The 20034-nt window shown below is 66.4% G+C and carries 16 protein-coding genes; 12 read left to right on the top strand and 4 right to left on the bottom strand.

Annotation, left to right across the window (positions count from 1 at the left end):
• The first annotated feature begins 30 nt into the window (after positions 1-30).
• From NEF64_RS02690 to msrB, 4 genes are all read left to right on the top strand, one after another.
• Entirely contained in the window at positions 31-942 is a 912-nt protein-coding gene (locus NEF64_RS02690; RefSeq protein WP_235516401.1) for an ABC transporter ATP-binding protein, read from the top strand.
• The gene (locus tag NEF64_RS02685; protein ID WP_056406900.1) at positions 939-2168 is read left to right on the top strand and encodes an ABC transporter permease; all 1230 of its coding nucleotides are present in this window, start codon (positions 939-941) and stop codon (positions 2166-2168) included. The genes NEF64_RS02690 and NEF64_RS02685 overlap by 4 nt, the downstream gene beginning before the upstream one ends.
• 142 nt (positions 2169-2310) lie before the next feature.
• A complete protein-coding gene (locus tag NEF64_RS02680; RefSeq protein WP_252574916.1) occupies positions 2311-3513 on the top strand; it encodes a cytochrome P450 in 1203 nt (400 codons plus the stop codon).
• Positions 3514-3573: 60 nt separating this feature from the next.
• Positions 3574-4080, top strand: a complete 507-nt coding sequence (gene msrB, locus NEF64_RS02675; RefSeq protein ID WP_056407427.1) for a peptide-methionine (R)-S-oxide reductase MsrB — start codon at positions 3574-3576, stop codon at positions 4078-4080.
• A 13-nt stretch (positions 4081-4093) separates the two neighbouring features.
• On the opposite strand, the gene NEF64_RS02670 is transcribed toward msrB, so the two are convergent.
• Positions 4094-4708, bottom strand: a complete 615-nt coding sequence (locus tag NEF64_RS02670) for a CHAP domain-containing protein (RefSeq protein WP_081877380.1) — start codon at positions 4706-4708, stop codon at positions 4094-4096.
• 344 nt (positions 4709-5052) lie between these two features.
• Between NEF64_RS02670 and NEF64_RS02665 the strand changes: the two genes are divergently transcribed.
• Positions 5053-5841: an SDR family oxidoreductase gene (locus tag NEF64_RS02665; protein WP_056406898.1), complete on the top strand. Its 789-nt coding sequence runs from the start codon at positions 5053-5055 to the stop codon at positions 5839-5841.
• 136 nt (positions 5842-5977) lie between these two features.
• On the opposite strand, the gene NEF64_RS02660 is transcribed toward NEF64_RS02665, so the two are convergent.
• Positions 5978-8236 carry an NADP-dependent malic enzyme gene (locus NEF64_RS02660; protein WP_031394701.1) on the bottom strand — a complete coding sequence of 753 codons (2259 nt, stop codon included), beginning with the start codon at positions 8234-8236 and terminating at the stop codon, positions 5978-5980.
• A 151-nt stretch (positions 8237-8387) separates the two neighbouring features.
• On the opposite strand from NEF64_RS02660, the gene mutS reads away from it, so the two are divergent.
• From mutS to NEF64_RS02645, 3 genes are all read left to right on the top strand, one after another.
• Positions 8388-10967: a DNA mismatch repair protein MutS gene (gene mutS, locus NEF64_RS02655; RefSeq protein ID WP_056406896.1), complete on the top strand. Its 2580-nt coding sequence runs from the start codon at positions 8388-8390 to the stop codon at positions 10965-10967.
• Positions 10968-11094: 127 nt separating this feature from the next.
• Positions 11095-12063, top strand: coding sequence for a cation diffusion facilitator family transporter (locus NEF64_RS02650; RefSeq protein WP_056406894.1), 969 nt, complete (start codon positions 11095-11097; stop codon positions 12061-12063).
• A gap of 52 nt (positions 12064-12115) precedes the next feature.
• Positions 12116-12562: a glycine zipper 2TM domain-containing protein gene (locus NEF64_RS02645; RefSeq protein WP_056406892.1), complete on the top strand. Its 447-nt coding sequence runs from the start codon at positions 12116-12118 to the stop codon at positions 12560-12562.
• 78 nt (positions 12563-12640) lie between these two features.
• Here the strand turns inward: NEF64_RS02645 and NEF64_RS02640 are convergent, their stop codons facing one another.
• On the bottom strand, positions 12641-13669 hold the full coding sequence (locus NEF64_RS02640; protein WP_056406890.1) for a polyprenyl synthetase family protein: 1029 nt from the start codon (positions 13667-13669) through the stop codon (positions 12641-12643).
• A gap of 101 nt (positions 13670-13770) precedes the next feature.
• Here NEF64_RS02640 and NEF64_RS02635 point away from each other — a divergent pair, with 101 nt between their 5' ends.
• From NEF64_RS02635 to NEF64_RS02620, 4 genes are all read left to right on the top strand, one after another.
• Positions 13771-14049, top strand: a complete 279-nt coding sequence (locus NEF64_RS02635) for a chorismate mutase (protein WP_031395533.1) — start codon at positions 13771-13773, stop codon at positions 14047-14049.
• Positions 14050-14189: 140 nt separating this feature from the next.
• The gene (locus NEF64_RS02630) at positions 14190-14849 is read left to right on the top strand and encodes a nucleoside/nucleotide kinase family protein (protein ID WP_031395532.1); all 660 of its coding nucleotides are present in this window, start codon (positions 14190-14192) and stop codon (positions 14847-14849) included.
• 21 nt (positions 14850-14870) lie between these two features.
• The gene (gene pncB / locus NEF64_RS02625) at positions 14871-16175 is read left to right on the top strand and encodes a nicotinate phosphoribosyltransferase (RefSeq protein WP_031395531.1); all 1305 of its coding nucleotides are present in this window, start codon (positions 14871-14873) and stop codon (positions 16173-16175) included.
• 52 nt (positions 16176-16227) lie between these two features.
• On the top strand, positions 16228-18663 hold the full coding sequence (locus NEF64_RS02620) for a hypothetical protein (RefSeq protein WP_031395530.1): 2436 nt from the start codon (positions 16228-16230) through the stop codon (positions 18661-18663).
• 22 nt (positions 18664-18685) lie between these two features.
• Here NEF64_RS02620 and NEF64_RS02615 read toward each other — a convergent pair whose 3' ends face one another.
• Positions 18686-20005 carry a M20/M25/M40 family metallo-hydrolase gene (locus NEF64_RS02615; RefSeq protein ID WP_056406888.1) on the bottom strand — a complete coding sequence of 440 codons (1320 nt, stop codon included), beginning with the start codon at positions 20003-20005 and terminating at the stop codon, positions 18686-18688.
• Between the last annotated feature and the right edge of the window lie 29 nt (positions 20006-20034).

The following is a 20034-nucleotide window of genomic DNA, read 5'->3' as shown; positions in this document are numbered from 1 at the left end:
ACAGCCGCTCGGCTTGAAGGAAGTTTACGCGTGGGCGAGGAATGGGCGGTCAAGGCCAGCGGGCTGGTCAAGCGCTTCGGCGACCGGCGAGTGGTCGACGACGTTGACATCGCCGTGCCAACCGGCGCGATCTACGGCGTGCTCGGCCCCAACGGCGCGGGCAAGACCACGACGCTGCGCATGCTGCTCGGGATCATCGAACCCGATGAAGGCCACCGCACCCTGCTTGGCTTCGACAGCCCGCGCGACGCTTCGGATCATGTCGGCTATCTGCCGGAGGAACGGGGACTTTATCCCGCGATGAAGGCACGCGAGGCGATCGCGTTCATGGGCGCACTGCGCGGTCTCGACTGGAAGACCGGGCGTGCGCGCGCGGTCACGCTGATGGAGGGGGCGGGGCTCGGCCATGCGGTCGACGAGAAGATCCGCAAATTGTCGAAGGGCATGGCGCAGCTCGTCCAGCTGCTCGGCTCGGTCGTCCATCAGCCCGATCTGCTCGTGCTCGACGAACCCTTTTCCGGGCTCGATCCGGTCAACCAGGAACGTCTTGAAAAGCTTATCCTTGTCGAGCGCGATCGCGGCGCGACGATCCTGTTCTCGACGCATATCATGAGCCACGCGGAACGGCTGTGCGACCGGCTGGCGATCATCGCCGGCGGCAAGCGCCGGTTCGAAGGCACCGTCGACGACGCGCGCGGCGTCCTGCCCCAGCGCGTCCACTACACCCCGCACCGCCCCGACCCCGCGATCCGCGGCGTCCTGCCCCCCGACGCGCTGCCCGATCGCGACGGCTGGCGGTTCGAACTGCCGGGCGGCGGGATCGAGACGCTGCTGGTGCGGCTGATCGACGCGGGATACGGCATTTCCGGGCTCTCGATCGAACGCCCCGGGCTGCACGAGGCGTTCGTGCGAATCGTCGGTCAGCAGGAGGCGCAGCCATGACCCGCTTCCGCCGCACGCTGCGCCAGACCTTCACCATCGCCCGCCGCGATTTCACCGCAACCGTCTTCACCCCGATCTTCCTGCTCTTCCTGTTCGCGCCGCTGATCATGGGCGCCTTCGGGGCGGTCGGCGGGCTCGGCGCGGCCAGCGTCACCGACGGCGCGCAGGACAAGGCGCAGATCATCGCGATCCTCCCCGCCGCCGAGTCGCGTATGATGGCCGAGGCCGACACGCAGCTGCGCGGCATCTTCCGGCCTGGCGAGGGACCACCCGACCTGACCACCCAGCCGGCCGCCGCCGATCCGGCGGCACAGGCGCGCAACGCCTTCGACCGCAACGATATCGACGCCGCCGCAGTGCTTTACGGCCCGCTCGCGGCGCCACAGATCCTCTATGGGCCACGCGGCGACCGCGCGGCGGGCTATCTCGCGACGCTCGCGCAGACCACGCTCGCGGCGCAACAGGCGGGCGGCACGCTGCCCCCGATCGACGTGACCAAGACCCGGATCACGCGGTCGCGCGGCTCGGTCGGCGGCCAGCATCAGTCCGCCTTCTTCGCGGTGTTCGGGATCTTCTTCCTGACGCTGTTCCTCTCCGGCCAGGTCGTCGGCACGATGGCCGAGGAGCGCAACAACAAGGTGATCGAGGTGCTCGCCGCCGCGGTCCCGCTCGAATCGGTGTTCTTCGGCAAGCTGATCGGCATGTTCGGCGTCGCGGTGCTGTTCGTCGCCTTCTGGGGAACCGTCGTCGGACAGGTCACGACATTGCTTCCCGCAGGCGCGGCGGCGGCGATCGGCGATCTCCGCCCGGCGGTCGGCGGGCCGATGTTCGCGCTGCTGTTCGCTGGCTATTTCACCATGGCCTATCTGCTTCTGGGATCAGTGTTTCTCGGCGTCGGCGCGCAGGCCTCGACGATGCGCGAGATCCAGATGCTGTCGCTGCCGATCACGATCCTTCAGGTCGCGATGTTCGGTCTCTCGTCCGCCGCGGTCTCGCGCCCCGGCAGCTGGATCGCGACGCTCGCCGAGCTCTTCCCGCTTTCCTCGCCCTTCGCGATGGCCGGGCACGCGGCCAATTCCCCCGAGCTCTGGCCGCACGTCGCGGCGCTGGCCTGGCAGGCCCTGTGGGTGACGATCTTCATCGTCGTGGGCGCACGACTGTTCCGCCGCGGCGTGCTCCAGTCGGGCAGCGCCCGGCCCTTCTGGCGCCGCGCGAAACCCCACTGACACAGGTTGTTGACATCCCTGTCAGTACTTGGTCTCCTGCCCGAAAACAGGAGAGTTATGGGTGGCGACGCTTGCAGGCGAAATCACGACGGCTCCGCTTGGCAGCCCCGTAACCACCAGGGCGGCAACCGGAAAACACCCGATCGACCCGCTCGATGTCAGTCGCGCGGACCTCTACCGCGACGATGTCTGGCACGCGCCCTTCCGCCATCTTCGCGCGCATGCCCCGGTCCACCATGTCGCGAGCTCGGATTACGGCCCCTATTGGTCGGTCTCGAACTACCGGGGGATCGTCGAGGTCGAGTCGCTGCCCGACCTCTATTCCTCCGAAGCCGGCGGCATCACCCTCGCCGATTTCGATCGCGATCGCGACGTCCGCATGCCGATGTTCATAGCGCGCGATCGCCCGATCCACACCAGCCAGCGCCGCACGGTCGCCCCCGCCTTCACGCCGAGCGAGATGACCCGCATGGCGCCCGACATCCGCCGGCGCACCGCGGAGATCCTCGACGGGCTCGACTGGAACACGCCGTTCGACTGGGTCGACCGCGTCGCGATCGAGCTGACGACGCAGATGCTGGCGATCCTGTTCGATTTTCCCTGGGAGGATCGGCGCAAGCTGACCCTGTGGTCGGACTGGGCGGGCGACATCGAGCTCGTCAAGAACGAGGAGACGCGCAAGCAGCGGCTCGCGCATATGTTTGATTGCGGGGCCTATTTCCAGACGCTCTGGAACGCCAAGATCGACCGGCCGCCGACCCCCGACCTGATCTCGATGATGATCCATTCGGATGCGATGGCGCATATGGAGCATCACGAATTCATCGGAAACCTGATCCTCCTGATCGTCGGAGGCAATGACACGACCCGCAACTCGATGTCGGCGCTGGCCTATGGCCTCGACGCATTTCCCGACGCCCGCGCCATGCTCGAAGCGGATCCGGCGCTCATTCCCAACGCCGTGAGCGAGATTCTCCGCTGGCAGACGCCGCTCGCGCACATGCGCCGGACCGCAACGCAGGATACCGAACTGCAGGGCCAGTCGATCAAGGCCGGCGACAAGCTGGCCCTGTGGTATCTCTCGGCAAATCGCGACGAGAGCGTGTTCGGGGATGATGCCGACGCGATCCGCGTCGACCGTCCCAATGCGCGGCGCCATCTCGCCTTCGGCCACGGCATCCACCGCTGCGTCGGGGCGAGGCTCGCCGAGATGCAGCTCGCGATCCTGCTCGAGGAAATGGCGAACCGCCGCATGCGGATCAACATGGTCGGCCCGCCGACCCGTGTCGCCGCCTGTTTCGTCCACGGCTATCGTTCGCTCCCGGTCGAGATCAGCCGCTACTGACTTTCATCGCCCGCCCCCGCGCATCCTGTTCGCGGCAAGGTTCGTACTTATATCATGACCATGACACATACATCGCCCGATCGCCGCACGTTCCTCACGCTCGCCGGCGCCGGCGCGGCGGGCTTTGCCCTCTGGGGCTGTTCGTCGCAGTCCGCCCAGGCTGCCGAACGCTTCGAGGTCACATTGAGCGATGCACAGTGGCGCAAGAAGCTGTCGCCCGACGCGTATAACGTGCTGCGCAAGGAAGCGACCGAGCGACCCTATTCGAGCCCGCTCAACGGCGAACATCGCGCCGGGATCTTTTCGTGTGCCGGCTGCGCATTGCCTGCGTTCTCGTCGAAGACCAAGTTCGAGAGCGGGACGGGATGGCCGAGCTTCTGGCAGCCCTTGCCCAATGCCGTGCGGACCCGGGTCGATTCGACGCTCGGGATGGCGCGGACCGAAGTGCATTGCCGACGCTGCGGCGGGCATCTCGGCCATGTGTTCGAGGACGGCCCCAAGCCGACGGGAAAGCGCTATTGCATGAACGGCGATGCGCTGACGTTCCGGGCGATGGCGGCCCGGTAATCGCTTAACTGGTTCAGCCCGCGTCGTTTACGAGCGTGAAGATGCCGCGCGGGTCGGTCGGGCCATGCTGCACCGTGGCGAGCTGAGCGGCATTGGCACGCTGCGTCGCGCTGGGCGCGCTGACCATCTGAAGCGACGGCTGGGCGGGGGCGTCGAGCGTGTCGCCACGCGGTGCATGGCCTGAATAGATGAAGCCCTTGGTCGGATAGGCCGAGGTACCGAGATCGCCCTGCGGCCCGTACCAGACCTTGACCATGCTCCAGTCACCCGCGTCGGACACGTCGATCGCGCGGACATTGGTTTCGATCGCACCGCGACGCGACCAGTTGGCATGGGTCAGGAGCACTTCGCGGTCGCTGACGACCTTGGAGACCATCGCGACATGGCCGACGCGCATCCGCGAGGTCGGCGAGAAGGCGAGGACGGCACCGGCCTTTGGTGCATGGCCACGCTCGTAACGGCCCTCGGCCTGGCTCCACCAGGTGTTGGCATTGCCACGGATCTCGATGCCCGACACCGAGCGGGCAAAGGTCACGCACTGCCAGAACTGGGCCGCTGCCGGTGTGGCCGTCATCAGGCCGCACGATACCACCAGCGCAAAACGCGCTGCTAACGCCTTGAAATTCATCGAGACCCCCCGGTCAAAACCCGTTCGTCACAGTCTGGCTACGGGAGTGCGGATTTAATTGAAAGGCGTCGCGGAACCATATCCGACGAAGCGTGTTGCCGCGCCGACGAGCCCCTTTATTCGCCAGTCACGCTGCCCCTTATGCGGCGTTCTGCCCCTGATGCAGCCAACGCGCGAATGCATACAGGCATCCCTGCGCCGCGCGCTCCAAAAGAGCACACGAAGGCCGGCTTTGCGATGACAGTACGGCACACCACCTACTCAAGTTGCCATAATTCGAAAAACGGGTTTGCGGCACGCATCGCGCGGGGATACCAGTCGCAAAAATCTCTGGAGGATGCCGCATGGATACGACCACCCTGTTCCGTCTCGACGGCCGCGTCGCGCTGATCACCGGCGGCAGCCGCGGCATCGGCAAGATGATCGCGGCGGGCTTCATCGCGCAGGGCGCAAAGGTCTATATCTCGTCGCGCAAGGCCGATGCCTGCGAAGCCGCGGCGGCCGAACTTGGCCCCAACTGCATCGCGCTGCCCCAGGACGTCTCGACCGTCGCCGGTTGCAAGGCGCTCGCGGCGCAGTTCGCCGAGCACGAGAGCCGGCTCGACATCCTCGTCAACAATGCGGGCGCGGCCTGGGGCGTCCCGTTCGAGGAGTTTTCGGAGGTCGGCTGGGACAAGGTCATGGACCTGAACGTCAAATCGCCCTTCTTCCTGACCCAGGCGCTTCACGCAGCGCTCACGGCCTCGGGCTCGCGCGACCGGCCGGCCAAGGTCATCAACATCACCTCGATCGACGGCCAGCGGCTCAACCCCTGGGAAACCTACAGCTATCACGCGTCGAAATCAGCGCTGATCTATCTGACCAAGCGCATGGCCGCGCGGCTCGTGACCGATTCGATCAACGTCACCTCGATCGCCCCCGGTGCGTTTGCCAGCGACATGAACAAGGCGGCCCGCGATCACGGCGACGCGGTTGCGCAAGGGATCCCGGCCAAGCGGGTCGGTGTCGACGAGGACATGGCCGGCGCTGCGATCTACCTCGCCAGCCGCGCCGGCGATTACGTGATCGGCGAGACCATCACCGTCGACGGCGGCCTCGTCCACGCCTCGCTAGGCACCAGCATCGACGCCTAAGCAAAACCCCTCTCCCTTCAGGGGAGAGGGAGGGGCCCGCCGCGAAGCGGTGGGAGGGTGAGGGCACGCGCCGCATTCCCGCCCCTGCCCTCACCCCCGCTCGCTCCCTCTCCCCGCCGGGGAGAGGGCTCGCTCGTCAGCGAGCAATTCCACCCGCGGCGAGCACCGCCAGCGTCACCAGCTCGCTCGCCGTGCTCGTCATCGGCGCGACCTGCACCGGCTTCTCCATGCCGATCAGCATTGGCCCGATCACCGAATCGCCACCGAGCTCGCGCAACAGCTTGGCCGAGATATGCGCCGACTGAAGACCCGGCATGATCAGCACGTTCGCCGGCCCTGACAGCCGCGCGAACGGATAGTTCGCCAGCTGCTTCGGGTTGAGCGCCACGTCCGGCGCCATCTCGCCCTCATATTCGAACCCGACCTGACGACCGTCGAGCACGGTCACCGCGTCGCGGATATTGTCGAGCCACTCGCCCTTCGGGTTGCCGAAGTTCGAATAGCTCAGAAACGCGACGCGCGGCTCATGCCCCATGCGACGTGCGACCGCCGCGGTCTGCTCGGCGAAATCGGCGAGCTGTTCGGCGGTCGGACGTTCGTTGACCGTGGTGTCGGCGATGAACACCGTGTGGCTCTGCCCGACGAGCAGGTGGATGCCGAACGGCGTCTTGCCCGCCGCCGGATCGATCACGCGGTAGATCTGGCGCATCGTCTCGCCGTACGTGCGCGTGATGCCGGTGATCATCGCATCGCCCTCGCCGAGCTGCAGCAGCAGCGCACCGAAGATGTTGCGATCCTGGTTCACCATCCGCTCGCAGTCGCGCCGCAGATACCCACGACGCTGGAGCCGGGCGTAGAGCAGCTCGACCATCTTCGGCACCAGCGGCGAGACGCGGCTGTTGTGCAGCTCGAAGCTCTCGGGATCGGTGACGCCCAGCGCGCGCAACCGGTCGGGCACGTCGTCGCGACCGACCAGCACCGGCGTACCGTAGCCGCCCTCCTTGAACGCGATCGCCGCCCGCAGCACGACCTCTTCCTCGCCCTCGGCGAAGATGACACGCTTGGGATGCGCCCGTGCGCCCTCATAGGCCATCGACAGCACCGAGGTGGTCGGGTTGAGACGCGCGCGCAGCGACTGGCGATACGCCTCGATGTCGAGAATCGGCTTGGTCGCGACGCCCGATGCCATTGCCGCCTTGGCGACCGCGACGGGAACGACCTCCATCAGCCGCGGATCGAACGGCGCGGGGATGATATAGGCCGGACCGAAGCTGTGGCTGACACCATAGGCCAGCGCAACCTCCTCGGGCACACGCTCGCGCGCCAGCTCGGCGATCGCATTGGCCGCGGCGATCTTCATCGCGTCGTTGATCCCCGTCGCGCGGACGTCGAGCGCACCGCGGAAGATGAACGGGAAGCAGAGCACGTTATTGACCTGGTTCGGATAATCCGACCGGCCCGTCGCGACGATCGCGTCGGGACGTGCGGCCATCGCCAGTTCGGGGCGTATCTCGGGTTCGGGATTGGCCATGGCGAAGATGATCGGCGCGGCCGCCATGTCCTTGACCATCTCGGGCTTGAGCGCGCCTGCCGCCGACAGGCCGAGGAACACGTCGGCGCCGACCAGCGCCTCGGTCAGCGTCCGCGCGCTGCTCGTCGTGGCATGCGCCGACTGCCACTGGTTCACGTCGTCGCGACCCTGATAGATCACGCCGGTACGGTCGCACATGATGACGTTATCGGGCCGCACGCCCATCGCCTTCATCAGCTCGGTGCACGCGATCGCCGCGGCGCCCGCGCCGTTGACGACCAGCTTGATGTCGCCAAGCTTGCGCCCGGTCACGAGGCAGGCGTTGATCAGCCCGGCCGCACAGATGATCGCGGTGCCGTGCTGATCGTCATGAAATACGGGGATATTCATCCGCTCGCGCAGCGTCTGCTCGATGATGAAGCACTCGGGCGCCTTGATGTCCTCGAGGTTGATGCCGCCGAACGTCGGTTCCATCAGCTCGACCGCATCGATGAAGCGATCGACATCCTCGGTCTTCAGCTCGATGTCGATCGAGTCGACGTCGGCGAAGCGCTTGAAGAGCACCGCCTTGCCCTCCATCACCGGCTTCGACGCGAGCGCGCCGAGATTGCCCATGCCGAGGATCGCGGTCCCGTTCGAGATCACCGCGACCAGATTGCCCTTGGCGGTATAGTCATAGGCGGTCGAGGGGTCATCGGCGATCGCCTGCACCGGAATCGCCACGCCGGGCGAATAGGCGAGCGCGAGGTCGCGCTGCGTCGCCATCGGTTTGGACGCAATGATCTCGAGCTTCCCGGGACGGCCTTCCGAATGGAACAGCAGCGCTTCGCGTTCGGAGAACTGGAGATTATTGTCGTCGGACATAAGCGGGGCCTCGGGGGTATCTGCAGGGGGAGCCCCTGCCTTTACGGAACGCGTGGCTGTTCGTCACCCCTTGGGAACCCTTCGCAGTGCTATTGGACGTGCGGACGGTTTTCGCTACCCCGCGCCGATGTCCACTCCCGCCGCTACCCCGATGATGACGCAGTATCTCGGCCTCAAGGCCGAGGCGCAGGATTGCCTGCTGTTCTACCGCATGGGCGATTTTTTCGAGCTGTTCATGGACGATGCGCGCATCGCCGCGGCGGTGCTCGACATCGCGCTGACCGCCCGCGGCGAGCATGAGGGCAAGCCGATCCCGATGTGCGGCGTACCAGTCCACGCGGCCACCGCCTATCTCCAGCGACTGATCAAGGCCGGGCACCGCGTCGCGATCGCCGAACAGGTCGAGAGCCCGGCCGAGGCGAAGGCGCGCGGCGGATCGAAGGCGCTGGTCGCCCGCGCGATCGTGCGCGTCGTGACCGCGGGCACGCTGACCGAGGAAGCCTTGCTCGACGCGCGCAGCGACAATTGGTGCGTGGCGATCGGTGAAGCCGGGGGATCCGTCGCGATTGCCGCGGCCGACGTGTCGACCGGCCGGTTCGAGGTCATCGACGTCGCCGACGACGCGGTCGGGGCCGAACTGGCGCGACTTGCCGCGGCCGAGATCGTCGTCGCCGAGGCGAGTGGTTTCGCGGAGGCCGCCACGACGCTGCGCCCCAGGAGCGATTTCGACAGTGGTGCGGGCGAAGCGCGACTCAAGCGGATCTACGGCGTCGCGACCCTCGACGGCTTCGGGCAGTTCGGGCGGGCCGCGCTGGCCGCGGCGGGCGGTCTGGTCGCGTATCTCGAACATAACGCGAAGGGCGCGCTGCCCTTCCTGCGCCCGCCACGAATCGGGCGGGCAGCCCAGGTGATGGCGATCGACGCCGCGACGCGGGAAAGCCTCGAACTGACCTGCACCACCGGGGGCGTCCGCAAGGGGAGCCTGCTCGACGCGGTCGATCGCACCGTCACCGGTGCCGGCGCACGCCTTCTCGGTGCCGATCTCGGCGCGCCCCTGATGGACAAGGCCGCGATCGACGCGCGGCTCGACCTCGTCCGGTTGTTCCATGACGACCAGGCCCTGCGCGAACGGTTGCGCGCGACGCTGCGCGCGCTGCCGGACATCGGCCGGGCGCTTGGCCGCCTCGCCGCGGGTCGAGGATCACCGCGCGATCTTGGCCAGTTGCGCGACGGTCTCGACGGCGCCTGGAACCTGGGGGAGCGGCTCGATGCACTTACCGATCCGCCGCGCCTGCTCAGCGACGTCGCACCGCTGTTGCGCGGGCATGGCAGCCTGATCGACCTGCTCAAGCGTGCGCTCGTACCATCGCCACCGATCGAAGCCTCTGACGGGGGGTATATCGCGGCGGGATATGACGCCGCTCTCGACGACCTGCGCGATACCGGCGCTGGGGGACGCCGCGCGATCGCCGCACTGGAGGCCGATTTTCGCACCTCGACCGGCGTGTCCGCGCTCAAGATCCGCCACAATGGCGTGCTCGGCTATCATGTCGAGGTCCCTGCACGAGCTGCCGATTCGCTGATGAAGCCCGACAGCGGTTTCACGCACCGCCAGACCCTCGCAGGTGTCGTACGCTTCAACACGCCCGCGCTGCACGATGTCGCAACGAAAGTCTCGCAGGCGGGTGCGCATGCCACGGCGGCGGAGTCGGCGCATCTCGAGGATCTGACCGCGCGAGCGCTCGGCGGTCGCGAGGCGATTGCCGCGACCGCCGATGCGCTTGCCCGGCTCGATGTCGCCGCCGGTCTCGCCGAGCGCGCAGCCGAGGGGCAATGGTCGCGCCCGATCCTGGTCGACCATGCCTGTTTCGAGATCGAGGGAGGCCGGCACCCGGTCGTCGAGGCCGCCGTCGCCAAGTCGGGCGACCGGTTCGTCGCCAACGACTGCAACCTGTCGGAATCCTCGCGACTGTGGCTCGTCACGGGCCCGAACATGGGCGGCAAGTCGACCTTCCTGCGCCAGAATGCGCTGATCGCGGTCCTGGCGCAGGCGGGCAGCTATGTGCCGGCCACCAAGGCAACGCTGGGTCTCGTCGACCGCCTGTTCAGTCGCGTCGGCGCGTCGGACAATCTTGCGCGCGGTCGCTCGACCTTCATGGTCGAAATGGTCGAGACGGCCGCCATCCTCGCGCAGGCGACGCCGCGAAGCTTCGTGATTCTCGATGAGGTCGGTCGCGGCACGTCCACCTATGACGGCCTCGCGATCGCCTGGGCCGTGGTCGAGGCGATCCATGAGGACAATCGATGCCGCTGCTTGTTCGCCACGCATTATCATGAGCTGACCCGGCTCGCTGAACGCTGCGAGGCGCTGTCGCTGCATCACGTTCGCGCGCGAGAGTGGAAGGGCGAACTCGTCCTGCTCCACGAGCTCGCCGACGGGCCCGCGGATCGCAGCTACGGCCTCGCCGTCGCGCGCCTCGCCGGCATGCCGCCGGTCACCGTGCAGCGTGCGAAAGCGGTGCTTGCCAAGCTGGAAGCCGGGCGTGCCAAAACCGGCGGTCTGGCGGCGGGGCTGGATGATCTTCCGCTGTTCGCGGCCGCCGCACAGATCGAGGAGGTGGCCTGCGACGTGCTGCGCGAAGACCTGGCGAAGCTCGACATCGATGCGATGAGCCCACGCGACGCGCTCGATGCGCTCTACCGGTTGAAGGCGCTCGCGACCGAGGGCTGAGCGCAAACCCGGCGAAAACCACAGTATCGTCGATACTTGCCCCCGATCTGTAGTCCCATCGCGCGGCGTCCTAGTATCACATGCAAGACGGATGCTACGCGCCGGCCGAATCATTGGAGCATCGGCTTTGGGCGGACACGGGCACGGGCATGCGGGACACGGGCACGGGCATGCACACGGGCATGCGGGACATGGGCACGGACATGCACACAGCCATGCTCCGGCATCGTTCGACCGCGCGTTTGCGATCGGGATCGGGCTCAACGTGGCGTTTGTCGCGGTCGAGGCCTTGGTCGGATTGCGGATCAACTCGGTTTCGCTGCTCGCGGACGCCGGGCATAATCTATCCGATGTGCTGGGCCTGGTCGTCGCCTGGGGCGGGACGATGCTCGCGCGAACCGAGCCGACCAAGCGCTTTACCTATGGGCTGAAGGGGTCGACGATCCTTGCCGCGTTGACCAATGCGCTGCTGTTGCTCGTCGCGCTCGGGGCGATCCTGCTCGAAGCGACGCAGCGTTTCGCAGATCCGACGCCCACGGCGGGCCTGACCGTATCAATGGTGGCCGGGATCGGCATCGCGGTGAACGCGATCACCGCCTGGATGTTCGCGCGCGGTCGCAAGGGGGACGTCAACATCCGTGGCGCCTATCTGCACATGGCCGCGGACGCGCTGGTGTCGGCGGGGGTCGTGATCGCGGGCGTGCTGATCTGGCAGACCGGGATCTCCTGGATCGACCCGGCGGTCTCCATCGTCATCGCGGTCCTGATCTTCTGGCAAACCTGGGGATTGCTGCGTGAGACCGTCGAAATGGCGCTGTCCGCGGTGCCGCGCGGGATCGAATTCGACCAGGTCGACGAGGCGCTATGCACCCTCCCCGGCGTGACCGCGATCCATGATCTGCACATCTGGCCGATGAGCACGACGGAGCCCGTCCTGACCGCGCACCTGGTCATGCCGGGCGGCCATCCCGGCGATCCGTTCCTCACCTCGACCCGCACGATGCTGCAGGAGCGTTTCGGGATCGGCCATGCCACGTTGCAGGTCGAGACGGGCGACGGTCAGCCATGCTCGATGACGCGCCACGCAGTGATATGAACCTTTGGGGCGTTGCGCGGGTTATCCTAGTATAGTTCTGGAGTAATACCCGATGAAGAAGCATTTTATCGCCGCGCTGATGTCCATCGCCGTGGTCGCCCCCGGAATGGTGCCCGTTGAAGCGGTTGCACAGCGCCATGACGACCGCCGGGGCCATGACGACCGCCGGGGCCATGACGACCGCCGGAACAACGATTCGCGCCGCGGCAACGACCGCAACTGGCGCGGTGACGATCGCAACTGGGATCCTTCGCGCAGCTATCAGAACGGCAACTACCGCGAGCGTCGTCTCGGTCGCAACGACCGGATCTATCGCGGCAACGATGGCCGGGCCTATTGCAAGCGCAACGATGGCACGACCGGGCTCGTGATCGGCGCGCTCGGCGGTGGCGTTCTTGCCAATCTGATCGGCGGCGGCACGCTCGGAACGCTGGCGGGTGCCGGTGGCGGTGCACTGCTCGGACGGTCGGTCGACCGCGGTAACGTCAAGTGCCGCTGAGCTTTTTTGCTCGGTAAATGAAGATACGGCGGCCGAGCGATCGGCCGCCGTTATCGTGTCTGCCTCAGCCGGTTGAACTTAATAAGCGCGAGCCACCGCAAACTCGACCGCTTCGATCATCGCGTCCTTCGCCTCGCCATTGGCAAAGCCCGCGATCGAATCGATCGCCCGCTGACCATAATGCCGCGCACGTGCAAACGTGTCGTCGATCGCGCGGGTTGCCCGGATCAGGCGCACGGCATGCTGCAGGTCGGCATCGGTGTCGCGACGCCCCTCGACCGCATCCTTCCAGAATTGACGATCCTCGGCCGATCCGCGCGCATAAGCGAGGATCACCGGCAGGGTCATCTTGCCTTCGCGGAAATCGTCGCCCGCATCCTTGCCCATCGTATCCGCATCCGAAACATAGTCGATCGCGTCGTCGACAAGCTGGAAAGCGATCCCGAGGTTGCGGCCATAGGCGTCGAGTGCCGCCTCTTCATTCTCGGGCCGATCGGCCACCACGGCAGCGATTCGGCAGGCGGCAGCGAACAGCGCTGCGGTCTTTGCGCCGATGATGTCGAGATAGCGCTCCTCGCCCAGATCGACGCGGCGGGCCGCCGTCAGCTGGTTGACCTCGCCCTCGGCGATGACCGCGCTGGTCGATGAAAGGATCTTGAGCGCCTTCAGGCTGCCCGCCTCGACCATGAGTTCGAAGCTGCGGCTGAACAGGAAGTCGCCGACCAGCACGCTGGCAGGATTGCCCCAGATGATGTTCGCCGTGCGGTTCCCACGCCGCAGGTCAGAGCCATCGACGACGTCGTCATGCAGCAACGTCGCGGTGTGGATGAATTCGACGGCCGCCGCGAGCAGGTGATGCTGCGTCCCGGCATAGTCCAGCAGCTGTGCACTCGCGAGCGTCAGCATCGGGCGCATCCGCTTGCCCCCGCCCGCGATCAGATGACCCGCCAGTTCGGGGATCAACGGAATATCGGAGGTCATGCGCGCGACGATCACCGCATTGACCTGGTCCATGTCGGTGGTGACGAGCTTGACCATCGGGTCCAGCGAAGGCTGTGGCCCGGGATTCGAACGAGGGGAGTCGAGGCGGTGGACGGTGGCGCTCATCTGCCCGTGCCTCTGACGGCTACGGCCTCGCAAAGCAACCCTTGCCGGCTCGGCAAACCCTCACCAAAAGGCAGGCGACGGCAATAGGTGGAGGTTACACGATGCCCGACGACCTGCTGAGCGGCTATCGCCAGAGCATCGACAACATCGATGCGGCACTGATTCATATGCTTGCCGAACGGTTTAAGGTGACGCAGGCGGTTGGCCGGCACAAGGCGGAGCACGGGCTGCCGGCTGCCGATCCCGGACGTGAGGAGCGTCAGATCGCGCGGTTGCGTCGGCTTGCCGAGGAAGCCCAGCTCGATCCGGAATTCTCCGAAAAGTTTTTGCGGTTCATCATCGACGAGGTGATCCGCCACCACCAGAAACTTTGCCAATGACGCGCTGGGCGGTGGTGGCCGATTGAATGATTCACGGCATCGCCAAGGGCGGCCGACATCTCCGCCAGGCCGCACTTCCCGTATATTCGCTTCAGCACAGCTTTATCGACCTGCACGCGCCGGTCGGTTAGGGGAGCGCGATGAGCTTCCTCCTCGCTATCGAAGGTGCCGACGGCGCCGGTAAGGCCACGGCCTCCGCACTGGTCGTCGAGCAGTTGCAGGCCGCCGGGCGCAGCGCCGCGGTCATTTCGTTCCCGCGCTATACGGACACGGTCGGCGGCTGGGCGCTGGGGGCGATGCTCGCGGGCACACTACCACGCGGCACGACGCCAAAGGCCGCCGCGGTGCTCTACGCGCTCGACCGGATGGAATCGCGCGATCACCTGATGGCAACGATGGCGGCGAACGACGTCGTCGTGTTCGACCGTTATATCGCGTCGAACATGGCGTATCAGGCGGCGCAGGTGCCCGTCGACGAAGCGGATACGATGATGGCTTGGATCGCGGATCTCGAGACGCGCAGCTTTGCCCTGCCGACGCCTGATCTGTCCGTCTACCTCGATACCCCGGCAGACATTGCACGCGGGCTGATCCGCCAGAAGCGCAAGCGATCCTATACCGACGATGCGTTCGACGCTTACGAAGCGGATACCGGGCTCCAGGACCGCGTCCGCGTCAACTATGCCGCGATGGCGGCGGCAGGGCTGCTCGGCCGCTGGGCGACCGTATCGACGGTCGAGGCCGGCGCTTCGCGACTGCCAGCGGACATTGCACGCGATATCGTTGCATTGCTGCGCTGAACGCCCCGGAAGGAGATCGGCATGGCCGTCACCGATATTGCCACGCGTACCTATGACCACGGCTTCCGGCTCGATCCGATCGTCCGCAGCCTGCTCGATACCGATTTCTACAAGCTGCTGATGTTGCAGATGATCCGTCACCTCCACCCGACCGTGCAGGCGACGTTCACCCTGATCAACCGCACGACGAACGTGCGGCTCGCGGATATCATCGACGAAGGCGAGCTGCGCGCACAGCTCGACCATGCGCGCACGGTACGATTCGGCAAGAAGGAGTTGATCTGGCTCGCGGGGAACAGCTTCTATGGCCAGGATCGCATGTTTGCGCCCGAATTCCTGCAGTGGCTCGCCGCCTTCCGGCTGCCCGAATACGAGCTGCAGACCGTCGACGGACAGTTCGAGCTGCGCTTCGAGGGCTGCTGGGCGGAAACGACGATGTGGGAAATCCCCGCCCTCGCGATCATAAATGAATTGCGCGCGCGCGCGGCGGTCCGCGATCGCGGACGTTTCGCGCTCGACGTGATCTATGCACGCGCGAAGGCCAAATTATGGGACAAGGTCGAACGGCTGAGGGATCTGCCCGATCTGGTCCTGTCCGATTTCGGCACGCGCCGCCGCCATGGCTTCCTGTGGCAACGCTGGTGCGTCGAGGCGCTCAAGGAAGGGCTTGGCAGCCGTTTCATCGGCACGTCGAACGTCTTGCTGGCGATGGACAACGATCTGGAAGCCATCGGCACCAACGCGCATGAATTGCCGATGGTCTATGCAGCACTGGCCGACGACGACCGGGGGATAGCGGATGCCCCCTACCGGGTGCTCGATGACTGGCGACGCCATTATGGCGGCAATCTGCTGATCGCGTTGCCCGACGCGTTCGGAACTAGCGCGTTCCTCGCCAACGCGCCCGACTGGGTCGCCGACTGGACGGGCTTCCGCCCCGACAGTGCGCCGCCGATCGCCGGTGGCGAAGCGATCATTGCCTGGTGGAAGGCACAGGGTCGCGACCCTAAAACGAGACTGCTGATCTTTTCGGACGGCATGGATGTCGACACGATCGAAGAGACATATCGGCAATTCCACGGCCGGGTGCGGATGAGTTTTGGCTGGGGGACCAATCTGACCAACGATTTCCGAGGGTGCGACCCCGATGGCATGGCCGGACTCGAGCCGATTTCGCTGGTTGCCAAGGTCACGCAGGCCAATGGACGCCCGGCGGTCAAGCTGTCGGACAATCCGGCCAAGGCGACCGGCGATCCGGGCGAGATTGCCCGGTATCTGAAAATCTTCGGCGACGAGGGCCGCACGAACGCGAAGGTCGCGGTCTAGACCCGTGCGACCGCCCTAAAATGGCCATGCCCTGCCGCCACGGGTAGCGCCCATGGCTGTTTCGCGATTCCCCCTCGGCGCGTCGATTACCCGGTCGGGACGCATCGCGCTGCTCTTCGCCGCGCTGCTGCCGCTCACCCCCGCACAGGCCGACCCTGCGGCCTTCGACCTGTCTGGTCCGGCGCTGAACGTCACGGTGACACACGGCGCGACGACATTGCCGATCGGGCAGGTACCCAATCTCAGCGAAGGCGACCGGATCGCGGTGAGTGCGGATTTACCCCGTGATCAGGGTGTCCATTACCTGCTGGTGGCCGCATTCCTGCGCGGCGCGACCAATCCGCCCCCCAAAAACTGGTTCACGCTGGCCAAGACGTGGGAGCGGAAGAAGAATACCCTCGACCTGACCGTGCCCGCGGGCGCACGCCAGCTGATCCTCTTCCTCGCGCCGGAAACCGGCGGGGGTTATGACTCGATCGTCGACGCCGTCCGCAAACAGCCCGGCGCGTTCGTCCGCGCCTCGCAGGAACTTAACCAGGCGTCGCTCGACCGCGCGCGGCTCGACACCTTCCTGGAGTCGATCCACCGCCTCGAGCGCACGCATCCCGAACGGATCGAAGCCGTATCGCCCGTCCTGACTCGCAGCCTGTCGATCACGCTCAAGGCCGAATGCCTCGAACAGGCGATAGATCTTCAGGCGGCCTGCCTGACGCAGAGCCGGAGCTCGCTGCTGCTGGCCGACAGTCACAGCGCATCGCTGACCGAAACCCTCGTCGGCGCCCCCACCGATCTGGCATTGCAACTCGCCGCAACACCCGAGGCCGGATACGGCTATTACAGCTCCTATATCGGCGTCGTTCGCGATCTTGCCCGGATTTTCGGTGCATTCCAGTCGACCCAGTTCCAGTATATTCCCGCCCTCGGCCGCGCGGCAGAGTCGCGCCTGTCGCTGTTGCTGAACGCCGCCCCCTCCTTTGCAAAGCCAAAGTCGGTCATGGTCGCGGCGCTTCCGGCGATCGAGGCGCCCGAGCCGCCGCCGCTGCGCACGATCGCGCCCGGTCGCGCGCTGTGTCGGGCACGAGAGGGTGTGCTGCTTCCGGTTGAAGGCGCGCCGCTGATCTATGCCACGCGCTATGCGCATGCCATGGCGGTGCGCGTGACGCGTGCCGACGGCAGCACGCTCGATCTCCCGGTCAGCGCCGATGTCGAACGCGGGGGTTTCCTTCTCGCCGGCCCGGGCAGCGACGGCGGCGAGGTGCGAGCTGGTTTTGACGCCACGCTTCATGGCGTATGGGGCTTCACCCCGTTCGACGGTCCACGCTTTCGCATCCAGAATCCGCGCGCGAACAGCTGGCGCGCGATCGAGGGCACCACAGTGATCGCCGGACGCGATAACAGCCTGACGATCGAGGGCGGAGCAGCCGCCTGTGTCGAGGACATCGCGCTCGCCCGCACGTCCGGCACGACCGAGCCGCTCAAATGGGCCGCATTGCCGGATGGTCGGATCACCGCAACGATCCCGAAGGCGCAGATCGCGGCGGGGCAGGTCAGCCTGCTCGTCCGCCAGCAGGGAATCGCTGACGTCGACACGATCGCCCTGACCGCCTTGACGGAGACGGGGCGGATCGACGCGTTCACGCTGCACGCCGGCGATCTTCATGGTGTCCTGACGGGCACGCGGCTCGACACCGTCGCCTCCCTGAGCGTCGATGGCGCGGTATTCAGCCCTGGTGCGGTGGTTCGAACCGGCAAAGCCGACGAACGCGTCATGACGGTCGACACGCCTGCTCCGGTCGCCGCCTGGACCGCAGACCAGGATCGATCGGGGCGGGTGACGCTGAAAGATGGTCGCGTGCTGCCGGTCACCGTGCATGTCGCTCTAGCGCGGCCTTCGGTCACACTCATCGACAAGACCATCGCCCCGGCGGCGCACGCAGCGTCGCTGCCGATCATATTGCCGTCGAGCACCGTCATGCCGCTCGATGCCAGCCTGACCTTTTCGCTCCGCGGCGCGGGGGCGACCCGGTTCAGCGGACGCGAACAGGTCGAGATCGCCACGGTCGACGGACGCGCGTCGACGGTCATCGCCGCAGCGAACGGCTACCGCGTCCAGAGTGCACAAGTCGCGATTGCGACGATCGAACCGGCCAGGGCGCTAGGCGTATCGGCCTATGGCCCGCTGCGATACCGCCTCCTGCAGGACGGTGCGGAAAGCGACTGGGCGCCGCTCATCACCCTCGTCCGCCTGCCCACACTGACGGGGGTGACTTGCGACAAGGGCGCGCCGCGGTGCCTGCTGAGCGGTGACGCGCTGTATCTGCTCGCCGCGGTTGGCGGAGACGCGCAGTTCACCGGCGTTGCGGCAATTCCTGACGGCTATACCGCCAGTACGGTCGCAATTCCGCGCCCGACCGACACGCTGTTCCTCAAGCTGCGCGACGACGATTCAGTCGTTGCGAGCGCCAAGCCGAACGTCGTCGACCGCTAGCCCAGCGAGGCGTCGAGCCTTGTCACCGATCCTTTGGCTCGCGTGAGAGGCGGGCCATCAGGATCGCGGCGCGCTTCGCCTGCCGGCGAATGCTCGCAAGGTCGACCGTCTCCCCCGGTGCATGATCCCCGCTGCTCGCGGTTCCAAGCCCGATCAGCCCGTCGACGTCACCCGCAACGAATGCAATGTCGCCCGCACCCCGCTTGAGCGGATCGAGCGCTGCCATCTCGGGCAGCCCCATGTCGCGATTGACCAGATTCAATCGGTCGAGCAGCGCGCGATTTCCCACCGTCGGCGGCATGGCGGGATACCCGCTTTCGAACCGGATCGTCGCATTCGTGCCGGGCGCATGCGCCGCGACGATCCGCTCCATCTTCGCACGGACCCGCATGGTCTGATCTTCGCTCAGCGTCCGAAAGTCGCCACGGGCCACCGCGGTTGCAGGGATGATATTGCCCTTGCCAGTCGCGCTCGCCCGGACGCCGTCGCTGTCGAGCGTCGCCGTCGCACCGCCCGCGACCACGCCCGTATTGAACGTAAGGTTGGGTTCGGGCAGATCCTTGCGAAATACCGCCAGGATCCGGGCCATCTCGTTGATGGCGCCGTCACCATAGGCGTCCGAGAAGATCAGCGACGAGTGCCCGGTCTTGCCCGACGTGGTGAGCACCCAACCGTTCGACGACCGCCGCGCGATCGATCCCATGTCGCGACCTTCGACGACCGACAGGCCTTCGAAGTCGAGCGCGACATTGGCGCGCTTGCCCGCTGCGATCAGATCGCCCCGCGCGATCGCCACCGGGTCGCCCGCATCTTCCTCATCGCCGGTCAGCACGATCTCGATATCGGCGGCGTCCAGCAGGCCGGCTGCCTTCATCGCCCGCAGCGCCGACAGCATCACGACGATCCCGCCCTTGTCGTCGCCCGCACCTGGCCCCGTCGCGCGCTCGCCTTCGCGTTCGAACCGTTGAAACGGCGAATCCTGCTCGAAAACGGTGTCGAGATGACCGATGAGCAACAGGCGTTTGGCGCCAGGCTTGCCCGGGTGCCGCGCGATCAGATGTCCCGCCCGCTGCGTCTGTGGCATCGGTTTCCAGGTCACCGCAAAGCCGAGGGGTTCGAGCTCAGCACGGACCATCACACCGACCTTGGCGACCCCTGCGAGGTTCATCGTGCCGCTGTTCTGGTCGACGAGCGTCTTGAGCAGTGCGATCGAGCGCTCATGCTCGGCGTCGACGGTCGCAACCGCCCGCATTTCTGCCGGCGTGAGGCGCGCCTGCGCTGCCCCTGCGAGAAGGATAACCCCGACCACCGTCGCGACCCACCGGAATTTCTGTCGTGCCATAAGCGTCTCAACTCCCTTGGCAGCATGAA

It is taken from the genome of Sphingomonas aerolata, assembly GCF_023935825.1.
GTDB classification, from domain to species: domain Bacteria; phylum Pseudomonadota; class Alphaproteobacteria; order Sphingomonadales; family Sphingomonadaceae; genus Sphingomonas; species Sphingomonas aerolata.
Note: the sequence above shows the minus strand (reverse complement) of the source record. Positions and strands in the feature narration are given on the sequence as shown.